The organism is Pelomonas sp. Root405 (assembly GCF_001425165.1).
In the GTDB taxonomy this organism is placed as follows: Bacteria; Pseudomonadota; Gammaproteobacteria; order Burkholderiales; family Burkholderiaceae_C; genus Pelomonas.
Genome location: NZ_LMDU01000001.1, coordinates 1,056,835 through 1,074,104, shown reverse-complemented (window position 1 = coordinate 1,074,104; position 17,270 = coordinate 1,056,835). Strand labels below are relative to the sequence as shown.

20 protein-coding genes are annotated in these 17,270 nt (G+C 67.6%); 13 read left to right on the top strand and 7 right to left on the bottom strand.

The features are described from left to right. Positions 1-15: 15 nt before the first annotated feature. Positions 16-294 carry a 2Fe-2S iron-sulfur cluster-binding protein gene (locus ASC81_RS04805; RefSeq protein ID WP_156391736.1) on the top strand — a complete coding sequence of 93 codons (279 nt, stop codon included), beginning with the start codon at positions 16-18 and terminating at the stop codon, positions 292-294. Here the strand turns inward: ASC81_RS04805 and ASC81_RS04800 are convergent. After that, entirely contained in the window at positions 278-1,948 is a 1,671-nt protein-coding gene (locus ASC81_RS04800) for a serine hydrolase (protein WP_056263327.1), read from the bottom strand. The two genes, ASC81_RS04805 and ASC81_RS04800, sit on opposite strands and share 17 nt — an antisense overlap. Positions 1,949-2,072: 124 nt before the next feature. Here ASC81_RS04800 and ASC81_RS04795 point away from each other — a divergent pair, with 124 nt between their 5' ends. Continuing rightward, complete coding sequence (locus ASC81_RS04795; protein ID WP_056263325.1) at positions 2,073-2,663, top strand: lysophospholipid acyltransferase family protein; 591 nt, start codon at positions 2,073-2,075, stop codon at positions 2,661-2,663. A gap of 174 nt (positions 2,664-2,837) precedes the next feature. Beyond that, complete coding sequence (locus tag ASC81_RS04790) at positions 2,838-3,077, top strand: VF530 family DNA-binding protein (protein WP_056263323.1); 240 nt, start codon at positions 2,838-2,840, stop codon at positions 3,075-3,077. A gap of 5 nt (positions 3,078-3,082) precedes the next feature. On the opposite strand, the gene minE is transcribed toward ASC81_RS04790, so the two are convergent. The 3 genes from minE to minC are packed head-to-tail and all read right to left on the bottom strand — an operon-like array spanning position 3,083 to position 5,042. Next, complete coding sequence (minE, locus tag ASC81_RS04785) at positions 3,083-3,346, bottom strand: cell division topological specificity factor MinE (RefSeq protein ID WP_056263321.1); 264 nt, start codon at positions 3,344-3,346, stop codon at positions 3,083-3,085. Between the two features lie 13 nt (positions 3,347-3,359). Then, positions 3,360-4,175: a septum site-determining protein MinD gene (gene minD, locus ASC81_RS04780; RefSeq protein ID WP_056263319.1), complete on the bottom strand. Its 816-nt coding sequence runs from the start codon at positions 4,173-4,175 to the stop codon at positions 3,360-3,362. A gap of 39 nt (positions 4,176-4,214) precedes the next feature. Beyond that, positions 4,215-5,042: a septum site-determining protein MinC gene (minC, locus tag ASC81_RS04775; RefSeq protein ID WP_056264322.1), complete on the bottom strand. Its 828-nt coding sequence runs from the start codon at positions 5,040-5,042 to the stop codon at positions 4,215-4,217. A gap of 613 nt (positions 5,043-5,655) precedes the next feature. Here minC and ASC81_RS04770 point away from each other — a divergent pair. The 5 genes from ASC81_RS04770 to ASC81_RS04750 all read left to right on the top strand — a co-directional run bounded on the left by ASC81_RS04770 (position 5,656) and on the right by ASC81_RS04750 (position 10,777). Beyond that, positions 5,656-5,835 carry a hypothetical protein gene (locus tag ASC81_RS04770; RefSeq protein ID WP_056263317.1) on the top strand — a complete coding sequence of 60 codons (180 nt, stop codon included), beginning with the start codon at positions 5,656-5,658 and terminating at the stop codon, positions 5,833-5,835. A 41-nt stretch (positions 5,836-5,876) separates the two neighbouring features. Continuing rightward, positions 5,877-7,931 carry a methionine--tRNA ligase gene (metG, locus tag ASC81_RS04765; RefSeq protein WP_056263314.1) on the top strand — a complete coding sequence of 685 codons (2,055 nt, stop codon included), beginning with the start codon at positions 5,877-5,879 and terminating at the stop codon, positions 7,929-7,931. Between the two features lie 123 nt (positions 7,932-8,054). Beyond that, the gene (locus ASC81_RS04760) at positions 8,055-9,707 is read left to right on the top strand and encodes a SulP family inorganic anion transporter (RefSeq protein ID WP_056263312.1); all 1,653 of its coding nucleotides are present in this window, start codon (positions 8,055-8,057) and stop codon (positions 9,705-9,707) included. Between the two features lie 14 nt (positions 9,708-9,721). Further along, positions 9,722-9,925: a DUF3460 family protein gene (locus ASC81_RS04755; protein ID WP_056263310.1), complete on the top strand. Its 204-nt coding sequence runs from the start codon at positions 9,722-9,724 to the stop codon at positions 9,923-9,925. A 12-nt stretch (positions 9,926-9,937) separates the two neighbouring features. Beyond that, complete coding sequence (locus ASC81_RS04750; protein WP_056263308.1) at positions 9,938-10,777, top strand: ScpA family protein; 840 nt, start codon at positions 9,938-9,940, stop codon at positions 10,775-10,777. A gap of 7 nt (positions 10,778-10,784) precedes the next feature. On the opposite strand, the gene ASC81_RS04745 is transcribed toward ASC81_RS04750, so the two are convergent. Together ASC81_RS04745 and ASC81_RS04740 are read right to left on the bottom strand one after the other, a co-directional pair. Next, positions 10,785-11,690 (bottom strand): DUF808 domain-containing protein, encoded by a 906-nt coding sequence (locus tag ASC81_RS04745; RefSeq protein WP_056263306.1) that lies wholly within the window; start codon positions 11,688-11,690, stop codon positions 10,785-10,787. A gap of 45 nt (positions 11,691-11,735) precedes the next feature. Next, positions 11,736-12,191 (bottom strand): MaoC family dehydratase, encoded by a 456-nt coding sequence (locus ASC81_RS04740; RefSeq protein ID WP_056263304.1) that lies wholly within the window; start codon positions 12,189-12,191, stop codon positions 11,736-11,738. Positions 12,192-12,242: 51 nt separating this feature from the next. Between ASC81_RS04740 and ASC81_RS04735 the strand changes: the two genes are divergently transcribed. From ASC81_RS04735 to ASC81_RS04715, 5 genes are all read left to right on the top strand, one after another. Further along, entirely contained in the window at positions 12,243-12,893 is a 651-nt protein-coding gene (locus ASC81_RS04735) for an NAD(P)H-dependent oxidoreductase (protein WP_082536250.1), read from the top strand. A 73-nt stretch (positions 12,894-12,966) separates the two neighbouring features. Beyond that, the gene (gene kefC, locus ASC81_RS04730; RefSeq protein ID WP_056263301.1) at positions 12,967-14,814 is read left to right on the top strand and encodes a glutathione-regulated potassium-efflux system protein KefC; all 1,848 of its coding nucleotides are present in this window, start codon (positions 12,967-12,969) and stop codon (positions 14,812-14,814) included. A 17-nt stretch (positions 14,815-14,831) separates the two neighbouring features. Next, the gene (locus ASC81_RS04725) at positions 14,832-15,263 is read left to right on the top strand and encodes a DUF1841 family protein (RefSeq protein WP_056263299.1); all 432 of its coding nucleotides are present in this window, start codon (positions 14,832-14,834) and stop codon (positions 15,261-15,263) included. An 88-nt stretch (positions 15,264-15,351) separates the two neighbouring features. Continuing rightward, positions 15,352-15,936, top strand: a complete 585-nt coding sequence (locus ASC81_RS04720) for a TetR/AcrR family transcriptional regulator (RefSeq protein ID WP_056263296.1) — start codon at positions 15,352-15,354, stop codon at positions 15,934-15,936. 113 nt (positions 15,937-16,049) lie between these two features. Then, the gene (locus ASC81_RS04715) at positions 16,050-16,823 is read left to right on the top strand and encodes an SDR family NAD(P)-dependent oxidoreductase (RefSeq protein WP_056263294.1); all 774 of its coding nucleotides are present in this window, start codon (positions 16,050-16,052) and stop codon (positions 16,821-16,823) included. 51 nt (positions 16,824-16,874) lie between these two features. Here ASC81_RS04715 and ASC81_RS04710 read toward each other — a convergent pair whose 3' ends face one another. Further along, entirely contained in the window at positions 16,875-17,267 is a 393-nt protein-coding gene (locus ASC81_RS04710; RefSeq protein WP_056263292.1) for a hypothetical protein, read from the bottom strand. Positions 17,268-17,270 lie beyond the last annotated feature (3 nt).

Below are 17,270 nucleotides of genomic sequence, written 5' to 3'. Positions count from 1 at the left end.
GGCATGATGCCGGTCATGTCCGAGACATTCCTGGTGACGCTGCAGCCCGGCGGCGAGACCTTCACTGCTGCGGCTGACCAGACGCTGCTGTTGGCCGGCCTGGCCGCCAGCATCAAGCTGCCCTGGTCCTGCCGCACGGGCACCTGCCGCAGCTGCATTTCGCGGCTGGTCCAGGGGCGCATCGAGCACCGCATCCCCTGGCCGGGCCTGTCGGCCGAGGAGAAGGCCGACGGTTTCATCCTGCCCTGCGTCGCCGAGGCGCGCAGCGACGTGACGATCATTTGCGGGGCATGACGAGCTTGTTGCCGCCCTGGATGAGCGTCACCGACCCAGCCTTGGCGTCTTCGGCACTGAAGTCGAGCACGGCATCGACCTCGGGCACATAGAGCTGTCGCGGCGTGCGCGCCTGCAGTGCGAAGGACGGCTGGCCCGGCGCCTGGCCTCGCAGCACGCCCTTGTCGTCGATGAAGACCTTGATGGCGAACTGCGGCGCGCTGTAGTCGCCCAGCAAGGCCTGCCGCTGCTCGGGGCTCAGTGTGATGAAGCCCTGGTCCGCGGGCAGATCGCCGCTGCGCGCCCAACGCTCCGCGCCCTCGGTCTCGCCGTTGTTAAGCAAGCGCACGGCCACGGCCTTGCCGTCGGCGCCGCGTTCCAGGTGCAGTTGCGTCAGCGAGTCGGGGAAGGCGTAGCGGTCGTTGCCCAGCGGGATCAGCGCAGCAATGCCGCCGCCGCTGCGCCGGTTGGTCAGCGCGCCGTCCTTCACGCGCAGCGTCCGGGTCTGCTTGTCGTCCAGCGCATAGACGCCTTCGGCCGCCTTGAGCTGCTCGGCGGGCACCGCCACCGCCTTGGGCTCGGCAAAAGGCTCGCCGATGGCGAAGGCGGCCAGCTTGCGCGCGATCGTGTCCAGCGGCTGGCCGGAACCGTCGCTGTTGCGCAGGATGACGACCGTCGTCTGGCTCTGCGGCAGATAGCTCAGCTGCGACACGAAGCCATGGATGCCGCCGCCGTGGCCCAGCATGGTCTGGCCGCGCAGCGTGCCGGTGCCAATGCCAAAGCCGTAGTGGCGCGGCTTGGCCACACCTTCGGGCGTCACCATGCGTTCGTAGCTCGCCTTGCTGATCAGCTTGCCGCCGTGCAGCGCCTGGTTCCAGCGCCACAGGCCCTCGGTATTGCCGATCAGCGCGCCCGCGGCATGCGGTTGGGTCATGCTGAGGATGCCGGCGGGCGCGACCTCCCGCTGACCGTTCAGCGTGTAGCCCTGGGCCATGCCCTTGAAGAGCTTGTCCCCCGCCTGGTAGTGGATGTTGCCAACCTGGGCGGGCTTGAGCAGCGCATCGTCCAGCGCCTGGTGCCAGGTCTTGCCGGAGATGGCCTCGATGACGGCGCCGAGCAGCACGTAGCCGGAGTTGTTGTAGGCCCACTTCTCTCCCGGCGCAAAGTCGACCGGCTGGTCCCTGAACTCGCTGATCAGCTCAGCCGTGCTGAGGTCGCGGCGGATCTGGTTGCGCATATAGCCGGAGATGCCGGTATAGCTCTTCACGCCGGAGGTGTGGTTGAGCAGCTGCAGCAGGGTGATGTTGCTGCCGTTGGGATAGTCGGGCAGGTATTTCGACAGCGGGTCGTCGAGCTTGCCCTTGCCCTCGTCGATCTGCTTGAGCAGCGTGGCCGCGGCGAACTGCTTGGTGACCGAACCGATGCGCAGCAGCTGGTCCGGCTGCATGGGCACGCCGAGTTCGATACTCGCCATGCCGCGCGCCCCCTTGTAGAGCAGCTGGTCGCCGCGCGCGACCAGCACGGTGAGGCCTGGGCCGTCGCGATTGATCTTGCTCTCATCGAGCAGCTTGTCGGCATAGGCCGCCATCGCGGCCGGCGTGGCGGGCTGGCCTGCCTGAGCCGCACCGATCAAAAGCGCCAACAGGACGGCAACGGGAAGGTTTGGGTTGCGCATGCTCTCTTCGTCAGTGGGTTGAAACCGTCGCAGCATCGCCGCAGCCTTGAGCCGTGACAAACATCGCTGCGACAGGCTGCACGATACGGGGCATGAGCGGCATGGGCCCCGGATAATTGCGCGCATGCACCGCACCATCTTCACGACGCCGGTCGTCAGCACCGTGCTGCGGGGCCTCTCGGTCACCTGGCTGAAGCTGGCGGGCTGGACCGTACAGGGCGAGCTGCTGCCCGAGGCGCGCAAGAGCGTGTTCATCGCCGCGCCGCACACCAGCAACTGGGACCTGCCGTACACGCTGTTCACCGCGTTCGCGCTGCGGCTGACACCCTACTGGATGGGCAAGGCGTCGATCTTCCGCTTCCCCTTCGGCGGGCTGATGCGCTGGCTGGGCGGCATCCCGGTGGATCGCAGCAAGTCCAACAACCTCGTTGACGCTTCTGCAGCGGCACTGCGGGCCGCCGACGGCCCGGTGCAACTCATCGTGCCGCCCGAGGGCACGCGCAGCAAGACCATTTACTGGAAGACCGGCTTCTACTGGATCGCCGTCACGGCGGAGCTGCCCATCGTCATGGCCTACATGGACTACCCGCGCAAGCTCGCCGGCCTCGGTCCGATCTTCCGGCCGACCGGCGACGTCGACGCCGACATGGCGGAGATCAAGCGCTACTACGCGCAGTACAGGGGCAAGAACTCTGACCAGTTCACCCACGAATAGACGAGCCCCTCGCCCAGTCTCGCACCGCTGCACGCGGGCGAGCCTGGTCGGTCCCCCTGGGGGACGGCGATGCTTGCCGGATCGACCGGCAAGCATCGCCTCAGCGGGCCGGCTTGGGAGCGGCCCGGCGCTCGGCCCGAATACAGAAACCACCTACTTCGCGCAGTACAGCCTATGCCAACGAACCCTTCCAAAGATCCGCTGCACGGCCTCACGCTGGAGGCCATCGTGATTGCACTGGTCGAGCATTTCGGCTGGGAAGAACTGGGCCAGCGCATCGAGATCAAGTGCTTTCGCATCGACCCGAGCGTGGCATCCAGCCTGAAGTTTTTGCGCAAGACGCCCTGGGCGCGGGCGAAGGTGGAGGGCCTCTACCTGTTCATGCGGCGCGAGCAGGCCCGTGCCGCGCGGTAGAGGCGTTAGCGGCCGCCGGTCTCCGGCAACTCGATCTTGACTTCGAGCACCTCGAAGTCGCCCTGGCGCTCCATGTGCACCTTGATGTCGTCGGGGTTGATCGACACGTACTTGCTGATGACGGCCACCAACTCGCGCTGCAGCTGCGGCAGGTAGTCAGGGCTGCTGCTGCGGCCATTGCGCTCGTGCGCGAGGATGAGCTGCAGGCGCTCCTTGGCCACGCTGGCCGAGCTCTTCTTCTCGCCGAGGAAAAAGTTCAGGAATCCCATGGTGCGGCCTCCCTCACTTGCCGCCGAAGACGCGCTTGAACCAGCTGGGCTTCACGGCCTCGGTGAAGCGCATCGGCTTGTCTTCGCCCAGAAAGCGCGCAACGACGTCCTTGTAGGCCTCGGCCACGTCGGTGTCCTGCAGGTGGATGGCCGGCGTGCCCTGGTTGGAGGCCTGCAGCACGCTCTCGCTCTCGGGGATGACACCGATCAGCGGCGTGCGCAGGATCTCGTGGATGTCGTCCAGGCTCAGCATCTGGCCGCCCTCGACCCGGTTCGGGTTGTAGCGCGTGATGAGCAGGTGCTCCTTGACCGGATCGCCGCCTTCGATGGCGCGCTTGGTCTTGCTGCTCAGCATGCCCAGGATGCGGTCGCTGTCACGCACCGAGGAGACCTCGGGATTGGTCACCACCAGCGCCTCGTCGGCGTAGTGCATGGCCATCAGCGCGCCGGTCTCGATGCCGGCGGGGGAGTCGCAGACGATGTAGTCGAACTCCATCGCCTTCAGCTCGTTCAGCACGCGCTCCACGCCTTCCTGCTTCAGCGCGTCCTTGTCGCGCGTCTGCGAGGCGGCCAGGATGTAGAGCTTGTCGAGCTGCTTGTCCTTGATCAGGGCCTGGGTCAGCTTGATCTCGTCGTTGACGACGTTGATCAGGTCGTAGACGACGCGGCGTTCGACGCCCATGATCAGGTCAAGGTTGCGCAGGCCGACGTCGAAGTCGATGACGCAGGTCTTGAGGCCACGCATCGCGAGGCCGGTGGCGAAGCTCGCGCTGGTGGTGGTCTTGCCGACCCCGCCCTTGCCGGAGGTGACGACGACGATCTTGGTCATCTGGAGCTTTCCTGTGTGTTCGTTCGGTTCAATCGGTGTTCAGAGAGCGAGCGGCAGCATCAGAAGCTTCTCGCCATCCAGCAGGACCTGGGCCGGCTTGCCCGCCACGTCGGCCGGCAGCGGGTTTTCGGTCGTGCGGTAGATGCCGGCAATCGACAGCAGCTCCGCCTCCAGGCTTTGGGCGTAGATGCGCGCCGAGGTATCACCGCGCGCACCGGCAATCGCCTTGCCGCGCAGCGGCGCGTAGACGTGCACGCTACCGTCGGCAATGACTTCGGCGCCATGGTTGACCAGAGCCAGCACGACGAGGTCGCCGCCCTTGGCATAAATGCGTTGGCCGGAGCGCAGCGGCTTATCAACGATCAAGGTCGGCGCGGACGCGGCCGGCCTTTCGACGATCTTCTCGACGATGACTTCGCGCACCACTTCGCGCACGGTGTCGGCAGGCGCCGGCACAGCGCGCTCGGCGGCGGGCTCGTCGGCCGCATCGGCCAGGCCCAGCTCAAGGGCCAGGGCCAGTTCTTCGGCGGTGGCGCCGGCGACTGCCACTGGCTGCAGCTGGCTGGCGCGCAGCAGCTCGACGATAGATCGCAGGTCGACCGGCGCCGGGCCGTCCAGTGCCAGCGGCGCCTGGCCTTCCACCGGCGGCGCGGTCGCGGGGGCGGCGGCGCGGGGCAGCCCGCTCAGGTCGATGACGACGGGCTCATGCTCGAAGCCGCCGGCACCGGCGCGCGCGGCCCAGTCGGCGGCAATTTCGGCGATGTCGGCACTGTGCAGCACCAAGCCCAGCAGGCTGAAGCGGCGCGACTTCAATTCGAAAGTGCCGGTACGCGCGGCGCTCCTGCGCCCGCCACCTTCCCTCGTCATGTCCACCATCTGCGCCGCTGCCGCCTCTTCAAAAGGGCGCGAGTTTAGCCGCCGGCCTCGCAGCGCCTTCTCGGGGCCTGCCCGCAACGGGCGCTCGGGCAGCGCCTCAAAAACGGGCAGCGCAGCGGCGACGTTGGCCGATCAAGCACTTAGCGGCGCTGTCGTCATGCGGCCCACAGACTTGTCCACAGTTGGCGGGGACAAACGCCCGCTGCCTGTCATCCAGACCCGTGACATCCGCACGAGGCGGCTTGACTTATCCCCAAATCTGGCAAGCGTCAAGCGTTTTGGACCCTTGGTCCGACAACGCTTTCACTGGCGAAGGGTCTCACGCTAAGTGGTTGATTCATATAGGACAGTTGTGGGTGCTCAAAAATTCAGCAACCTAAGGGGAGCCGCATCACACAAGGGCTTGGCTTCGATGGAGGGGAGTTCTCCACAAAGTTTTCCACAGACTCGGTGGATAGCTTACAGAAGTGTTACGGATCAGTGACTTAGAGGCGGTCCTTGAGGCCCTGTGTAGCTTTCGCTGCCAAGTAGGGGCGCTTCGGAGCGAGGGCTGCGGGTTACATTGGCCTGGCCCGCACGTGCGGGCGTTTGCAGGAGATCGCACTTGGCCGCACCGAACTACAGCTATGAAAAACGCCAGCGCGAGCTGGCCAAGAAACGCAAGGCTGAAGAGAAGCGTCAGCGCAAGGCCAGTGGCAAGCCCGACGACGGCAGCCCCGACGAACCCCAGGCCGATGGCGAGGCTGCACCCGCCCCCACCGACCCCGCCGCGCCGCAAACCTAAAATTCCGGGTTCCCCGCCCGCTCCTGTCGACCAAGCGTCCCATGTCCCGTCAGCCCCGCCAGCTCTTCGTCACCACCGCCCTGCCCTATGCGAACGCCGGTTTCCACATCGGCCACATCATGGAGTACACCCAGGCCGACATCTGGGTTCGCTTTCAGCGCATGGCAGGTTCGCAGGTGCACTTCGTCTGCGCGGATGACGCCCACGGCGCGCCGATCATGATCGCGGCCGAAAAGGCCGGCAAGACACCCCAGGACTTCGTCGCCGGTATCGCGGCCGGCCGCCAGCAGTACCTCGACGGCTTCCACATCAGCTTCGACAACTGGCACTCCACCGACGGGCCCGAGAACCATGAACTGTCCAAGGCCGTCTATCTCGCGCTGCGGCACAACGAGCTGATCACCACCAAGACCATCGAGCAGTTCTTCGACCCGGCCAAGTCCATGTTCCTGCCGGACCGCTTCATCAAGGGCGAGTGCCCCAAATGCGGTGCGAAGGACCAGTACGGCGACTCCTGCGAGGTCTGCGGCGCGGTCTACGCGCCCACCGAGCTGAAGAACCCCTATTCGGTACTGTCGGGCGCGACGCCGGTACTCAAGAGCAGCGAGCATTACTTCTTCAAGTTGAGCGACCCGCGCTGCGTCGACTTCCTGACGCAGTGGACGCAGGAACCCGGCCGTCTGCAGCCCGAGGTGCTGAACAAGATCCGCGAGTGGTTCGAGCCCGACGAGGAAGGCAAGAACCGCCTCAGCGACTGGGACATCAGCCGCGACGCACCTTATTTCGGCATCGAGATTCCCGACGCGCCGGGCAAGTATTTCTACGTCTGGCTGGACGCGCCCATCGGCTACCTGGCCTCGCTGAAGAACTACTTCGGCAAGCTTGGCAAGGACTTCGACGCCTTCATGGCGGACGAGTCGGTCGAGCAGGTGCACTTCATCGGCAAGGACATCACCTACTTCCACACGCTGTTCTGGCCGGCGATGCTGCATTTCAGCGGCCGCAAGACGCCCAACCACGTCTTCGTGCACGGCTTCATGACCGTCAACGGCGGCGAGAAGATGAGCAAGAGCCGCGGCACCGGCCTGGACCCGCTGAAGTACCTCGGCCTCGGCCTGAACGCAGAATGGCTGCGCTACTACATCGCCGCCAAGCTCAATGCCAAGGTCGAGGACATCGACTTCAATCCCGAGGACTTCGCGGCCCGCGTCAACAGCGACCTGGTCGGCAAGTACATCAACATTGCGTCGCGCGCGGCGGGTTTTCTGAGCAAGCGCTTCGGCGGCCATCTGAGTGGCGACCTGGGTGTGGAAGGCCGCATGCTGCTGGACGCACTGCGCGGCCACAGCGGCGCCATCGCCGAGCTGTACGAGGCCCGGGAGTTCGGCAAGGCCCTGCGCGAGATCATGGCCCTGGCCGACAAGGTCAACGAGTTCGTCGACCAGCACAAACCCTGGGAGCTGGCCAAGCAGGAGGGCATGGACGCGGCCCTGCACGACGTCTGCAGCGTCTGCATCGAGGCCTTCCGGCTGCTGACGATCTACCTCAAGCCGGTGCTGCCCGCGCTGGCGGCGCAGGTCGAGGCCTTCCTGAAGGTCGAGCCTCTGAAGTGGAGCGACAGCGCCCGGGCGCTGGGCGGGCACCAGATCGGCGCCTATCAGCATCTGATGCAGCGAGTCGACCTCGCCAAGGTCGAGCTGTTGTTCGAAGCACCGCCGGCACCCGCCGTCATCCCCGGCGGCGAAGACATCGCCGCCGAAATCAAGATCGACGACTTCGCCAAGGTCGACCTGCGCATCGCGCTGATCGTCAAGGCCGAGCATGTCGAGGGTTCGGACAAGCTGCTGCGCCTGACGCTGGACGCCGGCGAAGGCCGCATGCGCAATGTCTTCAGCGGCATCAAGAGCGCCTACAAGCCCGAAGACCTGGAAGGCAAGCTGACCGTGCTGGTCGCCAACCTGGCGCCGCGCAAGATGAAGTTCGGCATCAGCGAGGGCATGGTCCTTGCTGCGAGCCACGCCGATGAGAAAACCACGCCCGGCATCTTTGTCCTTGAGCCCCACGCCGGTGCCCAACCCGGCATGCGGGTGCGCTGAACCCATGCACGCGCCGCGAGGACCCCTGGGTTTGTCGCGGCGCCGGCGCTTCATCGCGCAGCGCCATCACTGCGGCCCTCCGAAGGCGACGCCCACCGCGTCCGCCCCCACTTCGGAGACCCCATGCCCCTGCCCCGACTGCACCCCTTCCGTCCCCGCAGCCTCGCGCTGCTGGGGGGCCATCCGCGCGAACGGCTGATCGCCGACATCGGCGCCGGCCTGACCGTCGGCATCGTCGCGCTGCCGCTGGCCCTGGCCTTCGCCATCGCCTCCGGGCTGCGGCCCGAGCAGGGCCTGGCCACGGCCATCGTCGCCGGGCTGCTCATCTCGCTCTTGGGCGGCTCCAACGTGCAGATCGGCGGCCCGGCCGGCGCCTTCATCGTGGTGGTCTACGGCATCCTGCAGCGCCACGGCCTGGCGGGCCTGCTGCTCTCCACCATGGGCGCGGGCGTGCTGCTGTTCGCGATGGGCGCGCTGCGTCTCGGCGGGCTGGTGCGCTATGTCCCGGTGGCCATCGTCACCGGCTTCACCAACGGCATCGCCGTGCTGATCGCGCTGGCACAGCTGAAGGATTTCCTGGGCCTGCGCATTGCGGCCATGCCGGCCGACTTCTTCGGGCAGATCGGCGCGCTGTACGCCCACGCCGCCACGCTCAACCCCGGGGCCCCGGCGCTGGCGCTGGCGTGCATGGCGGTCGTGCTGCTCTGGCCCAAGAACATCGACCGCGAGCGCCCACTCACCGGCACGCGCCGCTGGCTGGCCCTGCTGCCCGGCACGGTGGTCGCACTGGGCGGCGCCACGGTAGTGACGGCGCTGCTCAATCTGCCACTGGAAACGATAGGCAGCCGCTTCGGCGCCATCCCGCGCACCCTGCCAGCGCTGGCCTGGCCCGAGCTGAGCTGGGCCGCCGCCCAGCAACTGGTCATCCCGACGGTGACGCTGGCGCTGCTGGGCGCCATCGAGTCGCTGCTCTGCGCCCGCGTGGCCGACAAGCTCACGCCCGACCTGCCCCGCCACGACCCCAACCAGGAGCTGATGGCGCAAGGGCTGGCCAACCTCGCCGCACCGCTGTTCGGCGGCCTGCCGGCCACGGGCACCATCGCCCGCACCGTCACCAACATCCGCGCCGGCGGCAGCAGCCCGGTGGCCGGCATCGTCCACGCGCTGACGCTGCTGCTCATCCTGCTGGCCGCCGCGCCGCTGGCGGTGCATGTGCCGCTGGCCGCGCTGGCCGGCATCCTGCTCGTGGTGGCCTGGAACATGGGCGAATGGCATGAGTTCGCACGGCTGCGGCGCTTCCATGCCACCTACCGAGCGCTGCTGCTCGGCACCTTCGTGCTGACCGTGATGGCCGACCTGACCGTCGCGGTGGAGGTGGGGCTGATCAGCGCCTGCGTCTTCTTCGTCTGGCGCATGGGCCAACTGTTCACGCTCAAACCGGTGCTGGACCAGCCCTTGCCCGAGGGCGTGGTGGCCTACGAGCTCTACGGCGCCTTGTTCTTCGGTGCCGTCGGCAAGCTGGAGCCGCTGCCCGAACAACTGCCCGCCGGCACACGGGCCCTGGTGTTGGAGATGCACCGTCTCGTCATCATCGACAGCTCAGGCGCCGAAGCGCTGCGCGAATTGCACCGCGCACTGCTCAAGCGCGGTACCGCGCTGGTGCTGGCCCATGTCAACGCCCAACCGCTTGATCTGCTGCACCGCAGCGGCCTGGCCGGCGAGCTGGGCGATGCGGCGATCGTGCCCGGCATCGCCGATCTAAAATCCCCGCCTTAGCCCAAGAGACCGCCATGCCCCTGTTCTGGAAGCCCTACAAGTCCGAGATCACTCAGTTCATCGACCAGCTCAAGGCCCAGCGCCCCACGCTGGAAGCCGAACAGCGCGCCGGCCGCGCCCTGCTCTGGGACAAGCCCCAGGACCGCGCCGCCCAGGCCGGCTTCAACGACGCCAAGGTGCCGCAGCAGCCCTACGTCTACCAGACCTCCGGCAAGTAAGCCTTGACGGTCATGGCTGAGGCATCCAGCCAGGCTGCATCGGCTGGCTCGGACATGCCCGAGGTGGTCGACGCGGTGGCGGTGGCGCGCCTGTACGGCGAGCCGCTGTTCCAGATGCCGCTGGACCTCTACATCCCGCCGGATGCGCTGGAGGTCTTCCTCGAAGCCTTCCAGGGCCCGCTGGACCTGCTGCTGTATCTGATCCGCAAGCAGAACTTCAACATCCTCGACATTCCGCTGGCCGATGTGACCCGCCAGTACCTGAGCTATGTCGAGCAGATCCGCCGCCACAACCTGGAGCTGGCCAGCGAGTACCTTTTGATGGCCGCGATGCTGATCGAGATCAAGTCACGCATGCTGCTGCCGCCCAAGAAGAGCGAGGACGGCAAGGAGGCCGAAGACCCGCGCGCCGAACTCGTGCGGCGCCTGCTGGAGTACGAGCAGATGAAGCTGGCCGCCGCGCGGCTGGACCGCCTGCCGCAGCTGGGTCGCGACTTCCTGCGTGCGCAGGTGCACATCGAACAGTCGCTGGCGCCGAACTTTCCCGACGTGTCCACCGCCGACCTGCGCGACGCCTGGCTGGACATCCTCAAGCGCGCCAAGCTCAACCAGCACCACAAGATCAGCCGCGAGCAGCTGTCGGTGCGCGAGCACATGAGCATCGTGCTGCGCCGCCTGCAGGGCCAGCGCTTCGTCGAGTTCGAAAAGCTTTTCGACGTCGAGAAGGGCCAGGCCGTTCTCGTCGTCACCTTCATTGCCATGCTGGAGCTGGCCAAGGAGCGCCTGCTGGAGATCACGCAGGCCGAGGCCTTCGCGCCGATCTACGTGCGGCTGGCTTACAGCGCCAACTGAGCGCGGCTTACTTCCCGCGCAGTTTCTGCACGCCGGTCCAGGCGGCGAGCACCAGCGCGCCGGCGACGATACCGGCCAGGCCGTTGGCGGCGTTCTCGATCAGCGCGGCCACGCCCCAGGACTGACCTGCGACCCACTGTTCCACCACGTGATGCAGCGCCGGGATGCCATGCACCAGGATGCCGCCGCCCACCAGGAACATCGCCGCGGTGCCGACCACCGACAGCGTCTTCATCAGCCACGGCGCCATCGCCAGCAGGCCGCGGCCAAGGGCGCGCGAGGCGGCGCTGGCGCGCTGCGACAGCCACAGCCCCGCGTCGTCCAGCTTGACGATGCCGGCCACCAGACCGTAAACGCCCACCGTCATCGCCAACGAGATGGCCACCAGCACGGCGAGCTGCGACATGAACGGCTTGTCGGCCACCGTGCCCAGCGAGATGACGATGATTTCGGCCGACAGGATGAAGTCGGTGCGCACGGCGCCCTTGATCTTGTCCTTCTCGAACTGGACCATGTCCACCTGAGGATTCGCCACGGCCTGCACCAGCTCCTGGTGGTGGGCCTTGTCCTCGGCATTGCTGTGCATGAACTTGTGCGCCAGCTTCTCGAAGCCCTCGAAGCACAGGAAGGCGCCGCCGATCATCAGCAGCGGCGTGATCGCCCAGGGCGCGAAGGTCGCAATCGCCAGCGCTGCCGGCACGAGGATGGCCTTGTTCAGCAGTGAGCCCACGGCCACCGCCCAGACCACCGGCAGTTCGCGGTCCGCCTTGACGCCGGTGACCTGCTGGGCATTGAGCGCCAGGTCGTCGCCCAGCACGCCGGCGGTCTTCTTGGCGGCGACCTTGGTCATGACCGCCACGTCGTCGAGGATGGTGGCGATGTCGTCGAGCAGTACGAGCAGGCTGGAGGCCATGGTGCAGTGCGGTCGTTGGAACGGCCGCGATGCTATCCCGCTATTTCACCGGTAATGCCGCGCCAGGCTCTCCGCCACGCAGACCGGCTTGGCCGCGCCTTCGGCCTCGACGGCCACTTCCACCGTCAGCTGCACCGCGCCGCCGGCCACGTCATCCATCGCCAGCAGCTTGAAGCCCGCGCGCAGCAGGCTGCCAACCGGCACCGGCTTCGTGAAGCGCACCTTGTTGAGGCCGTAGTTGACGACCATGCGCGTCTCGCGCACCGCAAAGCCGGTTTCGAAGAAGTACGGAATCAGCGACAAGGTCAGGAAGCCATGCGCAATGGGCCCGCCGAACGGCCCCGCCTTGGCGCGCTCGGGGTCGACGTGGATCCACTGCCGGTCCTCCGTCGCCTCGGCGAAGGCGTTGACGCGGGCCTGGTCGACGGTGATCCAGTCGCTGTGGCCCAGCGGTTGGCCGATCAGGGCTTGAAGATCGGCAAGGGTCTCGAAGATGCGCATTGGGGCTGATCACGATGAAGCTGTCGTGCGCTGAAGTTACCCTAGCCGACCATGCCTGACAGTAGCCCCCGCGACATCCTCGTCCTCGCCGCCCATCCCGACCTGGCCCGCTCCCATGCGACCCGCACCGTGCTCGACGCGCTGCGCGCCTCGCCTGCAGCGGAGCGGGTCGAGCTGCGCGACCTCTACCGCCTCTACCCGGACTTCCACATCGACATCGACGCTGAGCAGCGGGCGCTGGAGACGGCGAAGCTGGTCGTCATGCTGCACCCCATCTACTGGTACAGCATGCCGGCGCTGCAAAAGCTCTGGCTGGACGAAGTGCCGCGCCTGGGCTGGGCTTACGGGCCGGGCGGCACGGCCCTGCATGGCAAGGACTTCTGGCTGGTGGCATCCACCGGCGGCGGCGCGGAGGCCTATGCGCCGGGCGGCCACAACCACCATGCCATCGACGAGTTCCTGCTGCCGTATCTGCAGTCGGCGCGCACCTGCGGCATGAACTACCTGCCGCCGCAGATCCTGCACGCCGCTCACCGCGCAACCGATGCGCAGATCACCGCCCATGCCGAGCTGTTCGTGAAGCGGCTGGCGCATTACCCCGAATGGTGCGAGCACGTCGCATCCGCCCCCGTCGGAGACGAGGACGACGTCGAGCTCGACGAACGACCGCCGCTCTTCTCGGCGCTGGGAGGTGCGGTATGAGCGCCGCGCAGGGCCGTCCCAAGCAAGCTCGCTCCCGCCTGGCGGGACAGTGCGCAGCGCGAAGGGTGCACCAATGAGCGCCGGCCACGGCGCGTGGCTACAGCTGCCGCTCGTCTTTCTCGGCGCCGCCGTCGTCGCCGTCCCGCTGGCGCGCTGGCTTCGGCTGGGGTCCATCCTGGGTTATCTCGTCGCCGGCCTTGTCGTCGGACCTGTGTTGGGGCTGGTGCCCGAATCGGCAGCCATTGCGGAGGTGGCCGAGTTGGGCGTCGTGCTGATGCTTTTCCTCGTCGGCCTGGAGCTGGAGCCCAAGCGACTGTGGGCCATGCGCCGGCCGATCTTCGGCTGGGGCAGCGTGCAGCTGCTGGGTTGCGCGGCGGCGCTGGCGGCGGTCGGCATCGCGCTGGGCTACCCGTGGCGGCTGACCGTCGTCGTCAGCCTGGGCCTGGCGATGTCGTCGACCGCGGTGGCGCTGGCGGTGCTGGCAGAGCGCAATCTCGGGCGCACGACCGCGGGCGAGAGCATCCTGTCCGTCGCCCTGCTGCAGGACATCGCTGCCATTCCCGTGCTGGCCCTGGTGCCCGTGCTGGCGATCAGCGGCGCGCCGGACGATGGCGATGGGCAGACCTGGCTGGCCGCGGCCAAGGCCATCGGCGCCATCGTCGTCATCATCTTCGGCGGCCGGCTGCTGCTGCGCCCGGCGCTGCGCTGGATTGCGCACAGCAAGACGCCCGAGATCTTCACGGCCGCCGCGCTGCTGCTGGTGCTGGGCACGGCGTCGCTGATGCAGGTGGCAGGCTTGTCGATGGCGCTGGGCGCCTTCCTGGCCGGCGTGCTGCTGGCCGAGAGCGAATACCGGCGCGAGCTGGAGACCGACCTGGAGCCGTTCAAGGGCCTGCTGCTTGGCTTGTTCTTCATCGCGGTCGGCATGGGGCTGGACCTCAAGGCCGTGGCCGCTCAGCCCGGCTTCGTCGCCGCGCTGCTGCTGGCCCTGCTGAGCCTGAAGATCGTCGTGCTGGCCGTCATGTCCAAGCTGATGAAGATCCCGCTGGTCGAGCGGCCGGCCTTCATCATCCTGCTGGCGCCGGGCGGCGAATTCGGCTTTGTCGTCTTCCAGCTCGCGCAGGGCAACGGCATGATCGACGCGGCGCAGAACTCGGCGCTGGTCGCGGCCGTCGCCTTGTCGCTGGCGCTGACCCCGCTGCTGCTGACCGGCGGCGACCGGCTGATGTCGCAGAAACTCGCGCGCCGCGGGCTCAACAAGCGCGCCGAGGCGCCGCCGCCACCGCCCTCGCCCATCATCATTGCCGGCAGCGGCCGCTACGGCCAGGTCGTGGCCCGCATGCTGCGCGCCAATGGCATCGAGGCCACCGTGCTGGACCATGACTCCGAGGCCATCGAAAGCCTGCGCCGCTTTGGCTGGACGGTCTATTACGGCGATGCGACACGGCTGGACATGCTCAAGACCGCCGGTGCGGCGACGGCGCGCATCCTCGTCATCGCCATCGACGACATTGCCCAGAGCATCAAGCTCGCCGAGATGGCGCGCGAGCATTTTCCGCAACTCACCGTCGTGGCCCGCGCACGCAATGTGCAGCACTACTACCAGTTGCATGAAGCCGGCGTTCGCCACATCGAACGCGAGACCTTCGACGCCGCGCTGATGAGCGCCCGCAGCGTGCTGGAGCTGACCGGCATGGAACCGCATGCCGCGCGCCGGCAGGCCATGCGTTTCAGGCGCCACAACATCGAGGTGCTCGACCGCATGGTGCCCTTGCAGGGCGACGAAGGCGCTTTGATCGCCGCCGCCCGATTGGGTCGCCAGCAGTTCGAGGAACTGATGGCCGCCGAACGCGAGGCCGAGGATGCGCACCGCAAAGCCCAGCGCGGCGGCTGGGACAGGCAGGACGCCGGCCCGACCTAGAAGCGACAATTGAGACCATGTTCGCCCCGTCCCAGCTCGAAGTCCGGCGCTTCTTCTGCGCCACCTACCGCAAATGGCGCGATGGCTTGCCGCTGATTCCGATGGAGGCCATCGCGGCCGACTGGATCGCCGAGCACCCGGAGTACCACGAGGAACTCGCCGACGAGGCCGCCGCGCTGGAGAAGGTCTACACGGTGGAGGAAGGGCGCACCAACCCCTTCCTGCACCTGTCCATGCACCTGACCATCACCGAACAGCACGCCATCGACCAGCCGTCGGGCATCCGCCAGGCGGTCGACCTGCTGAGCGCCAAGCGCAACTCACGCCACGAGGCGCACCACGCGGCCATGGACGCTTTAGGCGAAATGATCTGGGCCTCGCAGCGCAGTGGCCTGCCGCCGGACGGCCATGCCTACCTGGACTCGGTGCGGCGCAAGGCCACCACCTGAACTCGCTTCGCAAAGTCGCTTGACGAACCTACCAATTGGTAGGTAAATTGCCGCCATCGACTCTGTGCCGGCTGATCGCCGGCCCGCCATGAAGCACTTCTCCGAACTGAGCCCTGCCGCCGAACGTGTCGTCGACGCCGCCGAAGGCCTGCTGCAGCAGCAAGGCTACAACGGCTTCTCCTACGACGATGTGGCGCAGCTGATCGGCATCAAGAAGCCGAGCATCCATCACCACTTCCCGGCCAAGGCCGACCTGGCGACGATGGTGGTGCAGCGCTACACCCACCGCTTCCGCGAGGAGCTGTTGCGCATCGAAGGCCACCATGCCCGCGCGCGCGATCGGCTGGTGGCCTATGCCGAGCTGTTCGACCGCACCTTCGCGCGTGAGCGGCGCCTGTGCGTCTGCGGCATGCTGGGCGCCGAGGCGCACGACCTGCCGGAGAGCGTGCGCGACGAGGTGGCGCGCTTCTTCGGCATCAACCTGCGCTGGCTGCAGGAGGGCTTCGAACTCGGCCAGCGCGAGGGCGCGCTCGACCCGGCGGCACAGCCCGAAGCGCTGGCGCGCGCCTACCTCTGCGCGCTGGAAGGCGCGATGGTCGTCGGCCGCGGCCTGGCCAACGACCAGGGCCCATCCACCGTCGGCCGCGCCATGCTCGACCTCTGCTGGCGCTAGGCGCCCCGGCCCCTTTCCCGATCCAGCCTGGCACCCGTTGGCGGCGGGGGTGCCGTCACGGGCTTTTTCCGCCCCGTATACCTACCAATTGGTAGGTAGCTAAAGGAGATTCCATGACTCAACAGTTCACAGGTCGCAAGCTCCTCGTCATCGGCGGCGGCAGCGGCATCGGCGCCCAGGTCGCGTCCGACCTGCTCGGTCAGGGCGCCCGCGTGGTGCTGGTGGGCCGCAGCGCCACCAAGCTACAGGCTGTCGCCGAGCGGCTGAACGCCGCGGACCGGGTGGCGACGATTGCCGCGGACATCACGACGCCCGCCGGCCTGGCGGCCGTCACCGAGGCGCTGCAGGGCGCGCATCGCGACGTCGACCTGTTCGTCAACGCCGCCGGCGTGTTCGTGCCCAAGCCCTTCCTTGCCCATGAGGCGGCCGACTACGACGCCTATCACGCCCTCAACCGCGCCAGCTTCTTCCTGACGCAGGCCATCGCACGCCAGTGGGTCGAGACGAAGCGCCCGGGCGCCATGGTCTTCATCGGCTCGATGTGGGCCAAGCAGGCCATCGCGGCCACGCCGTCGTCGGCCTACTCAATGGCCAAGGCCGGCCTGCATGCACTGACCCAGCATCTGGCGATGGAGCTGGCGCCGCACGACATCCGCGTCAACGCGGTGGCGCCGGCGGTCGTGGCGACGCCGATCTACGAAAGCTTCATCGCCAAGGACCAGGTCGAGCCGACGCTGCGCAGCTTCGACGCCTTCCACCCGCTCGGCCGCGTCGGCCAGCCGCAGGATGTGGCGGGCGCCATCGGCTTCCTGCTGTCGGGGCAGGCGAGCTGGATCACGGGTGTGGTCTGGGATGTGGACGGCGGTGTGATGGCCGGCCGAAATTGAGGGCGTGAAAAAGCCACCTCGCGAGGTGGCCTTGTCGGGGGCGGTAGGCGCTCAGGCCTGGAAGCTGCCGCCGCCCGTGCTGCGGCGCTCGGCCTTGCCGCCGGCGCCATAAAGGCCCGTCGGTTCGCTCGGGATCAGCACATCCAGCGCGCGGTCCAGCGAGGCATTGCCGCGGGCCAGCGTTTCGCGCTGGGCGGCCAGCAAGCCACCGGCGCGCACGAGGCGGTTGCGCAGCGCGGCCGGCACGCTGCCGGTGCGGGCGGCTTCACTGAAGGTCTGAACGGCGCGGGCCAGGTGCTGGTGCAGCTCGGCCGCGTGCTGCTCGATCGCGCCAGCGTCGCGGCGGGCCAGGGCGTCGCCGAGTTGGTTCAGCGCAGCTTCGACAGCCAGCAAAGGCTGTTCGAGTTCGGGGCTGAGCGGTGTGGGCGAGGCAATGGCGGTCATTGG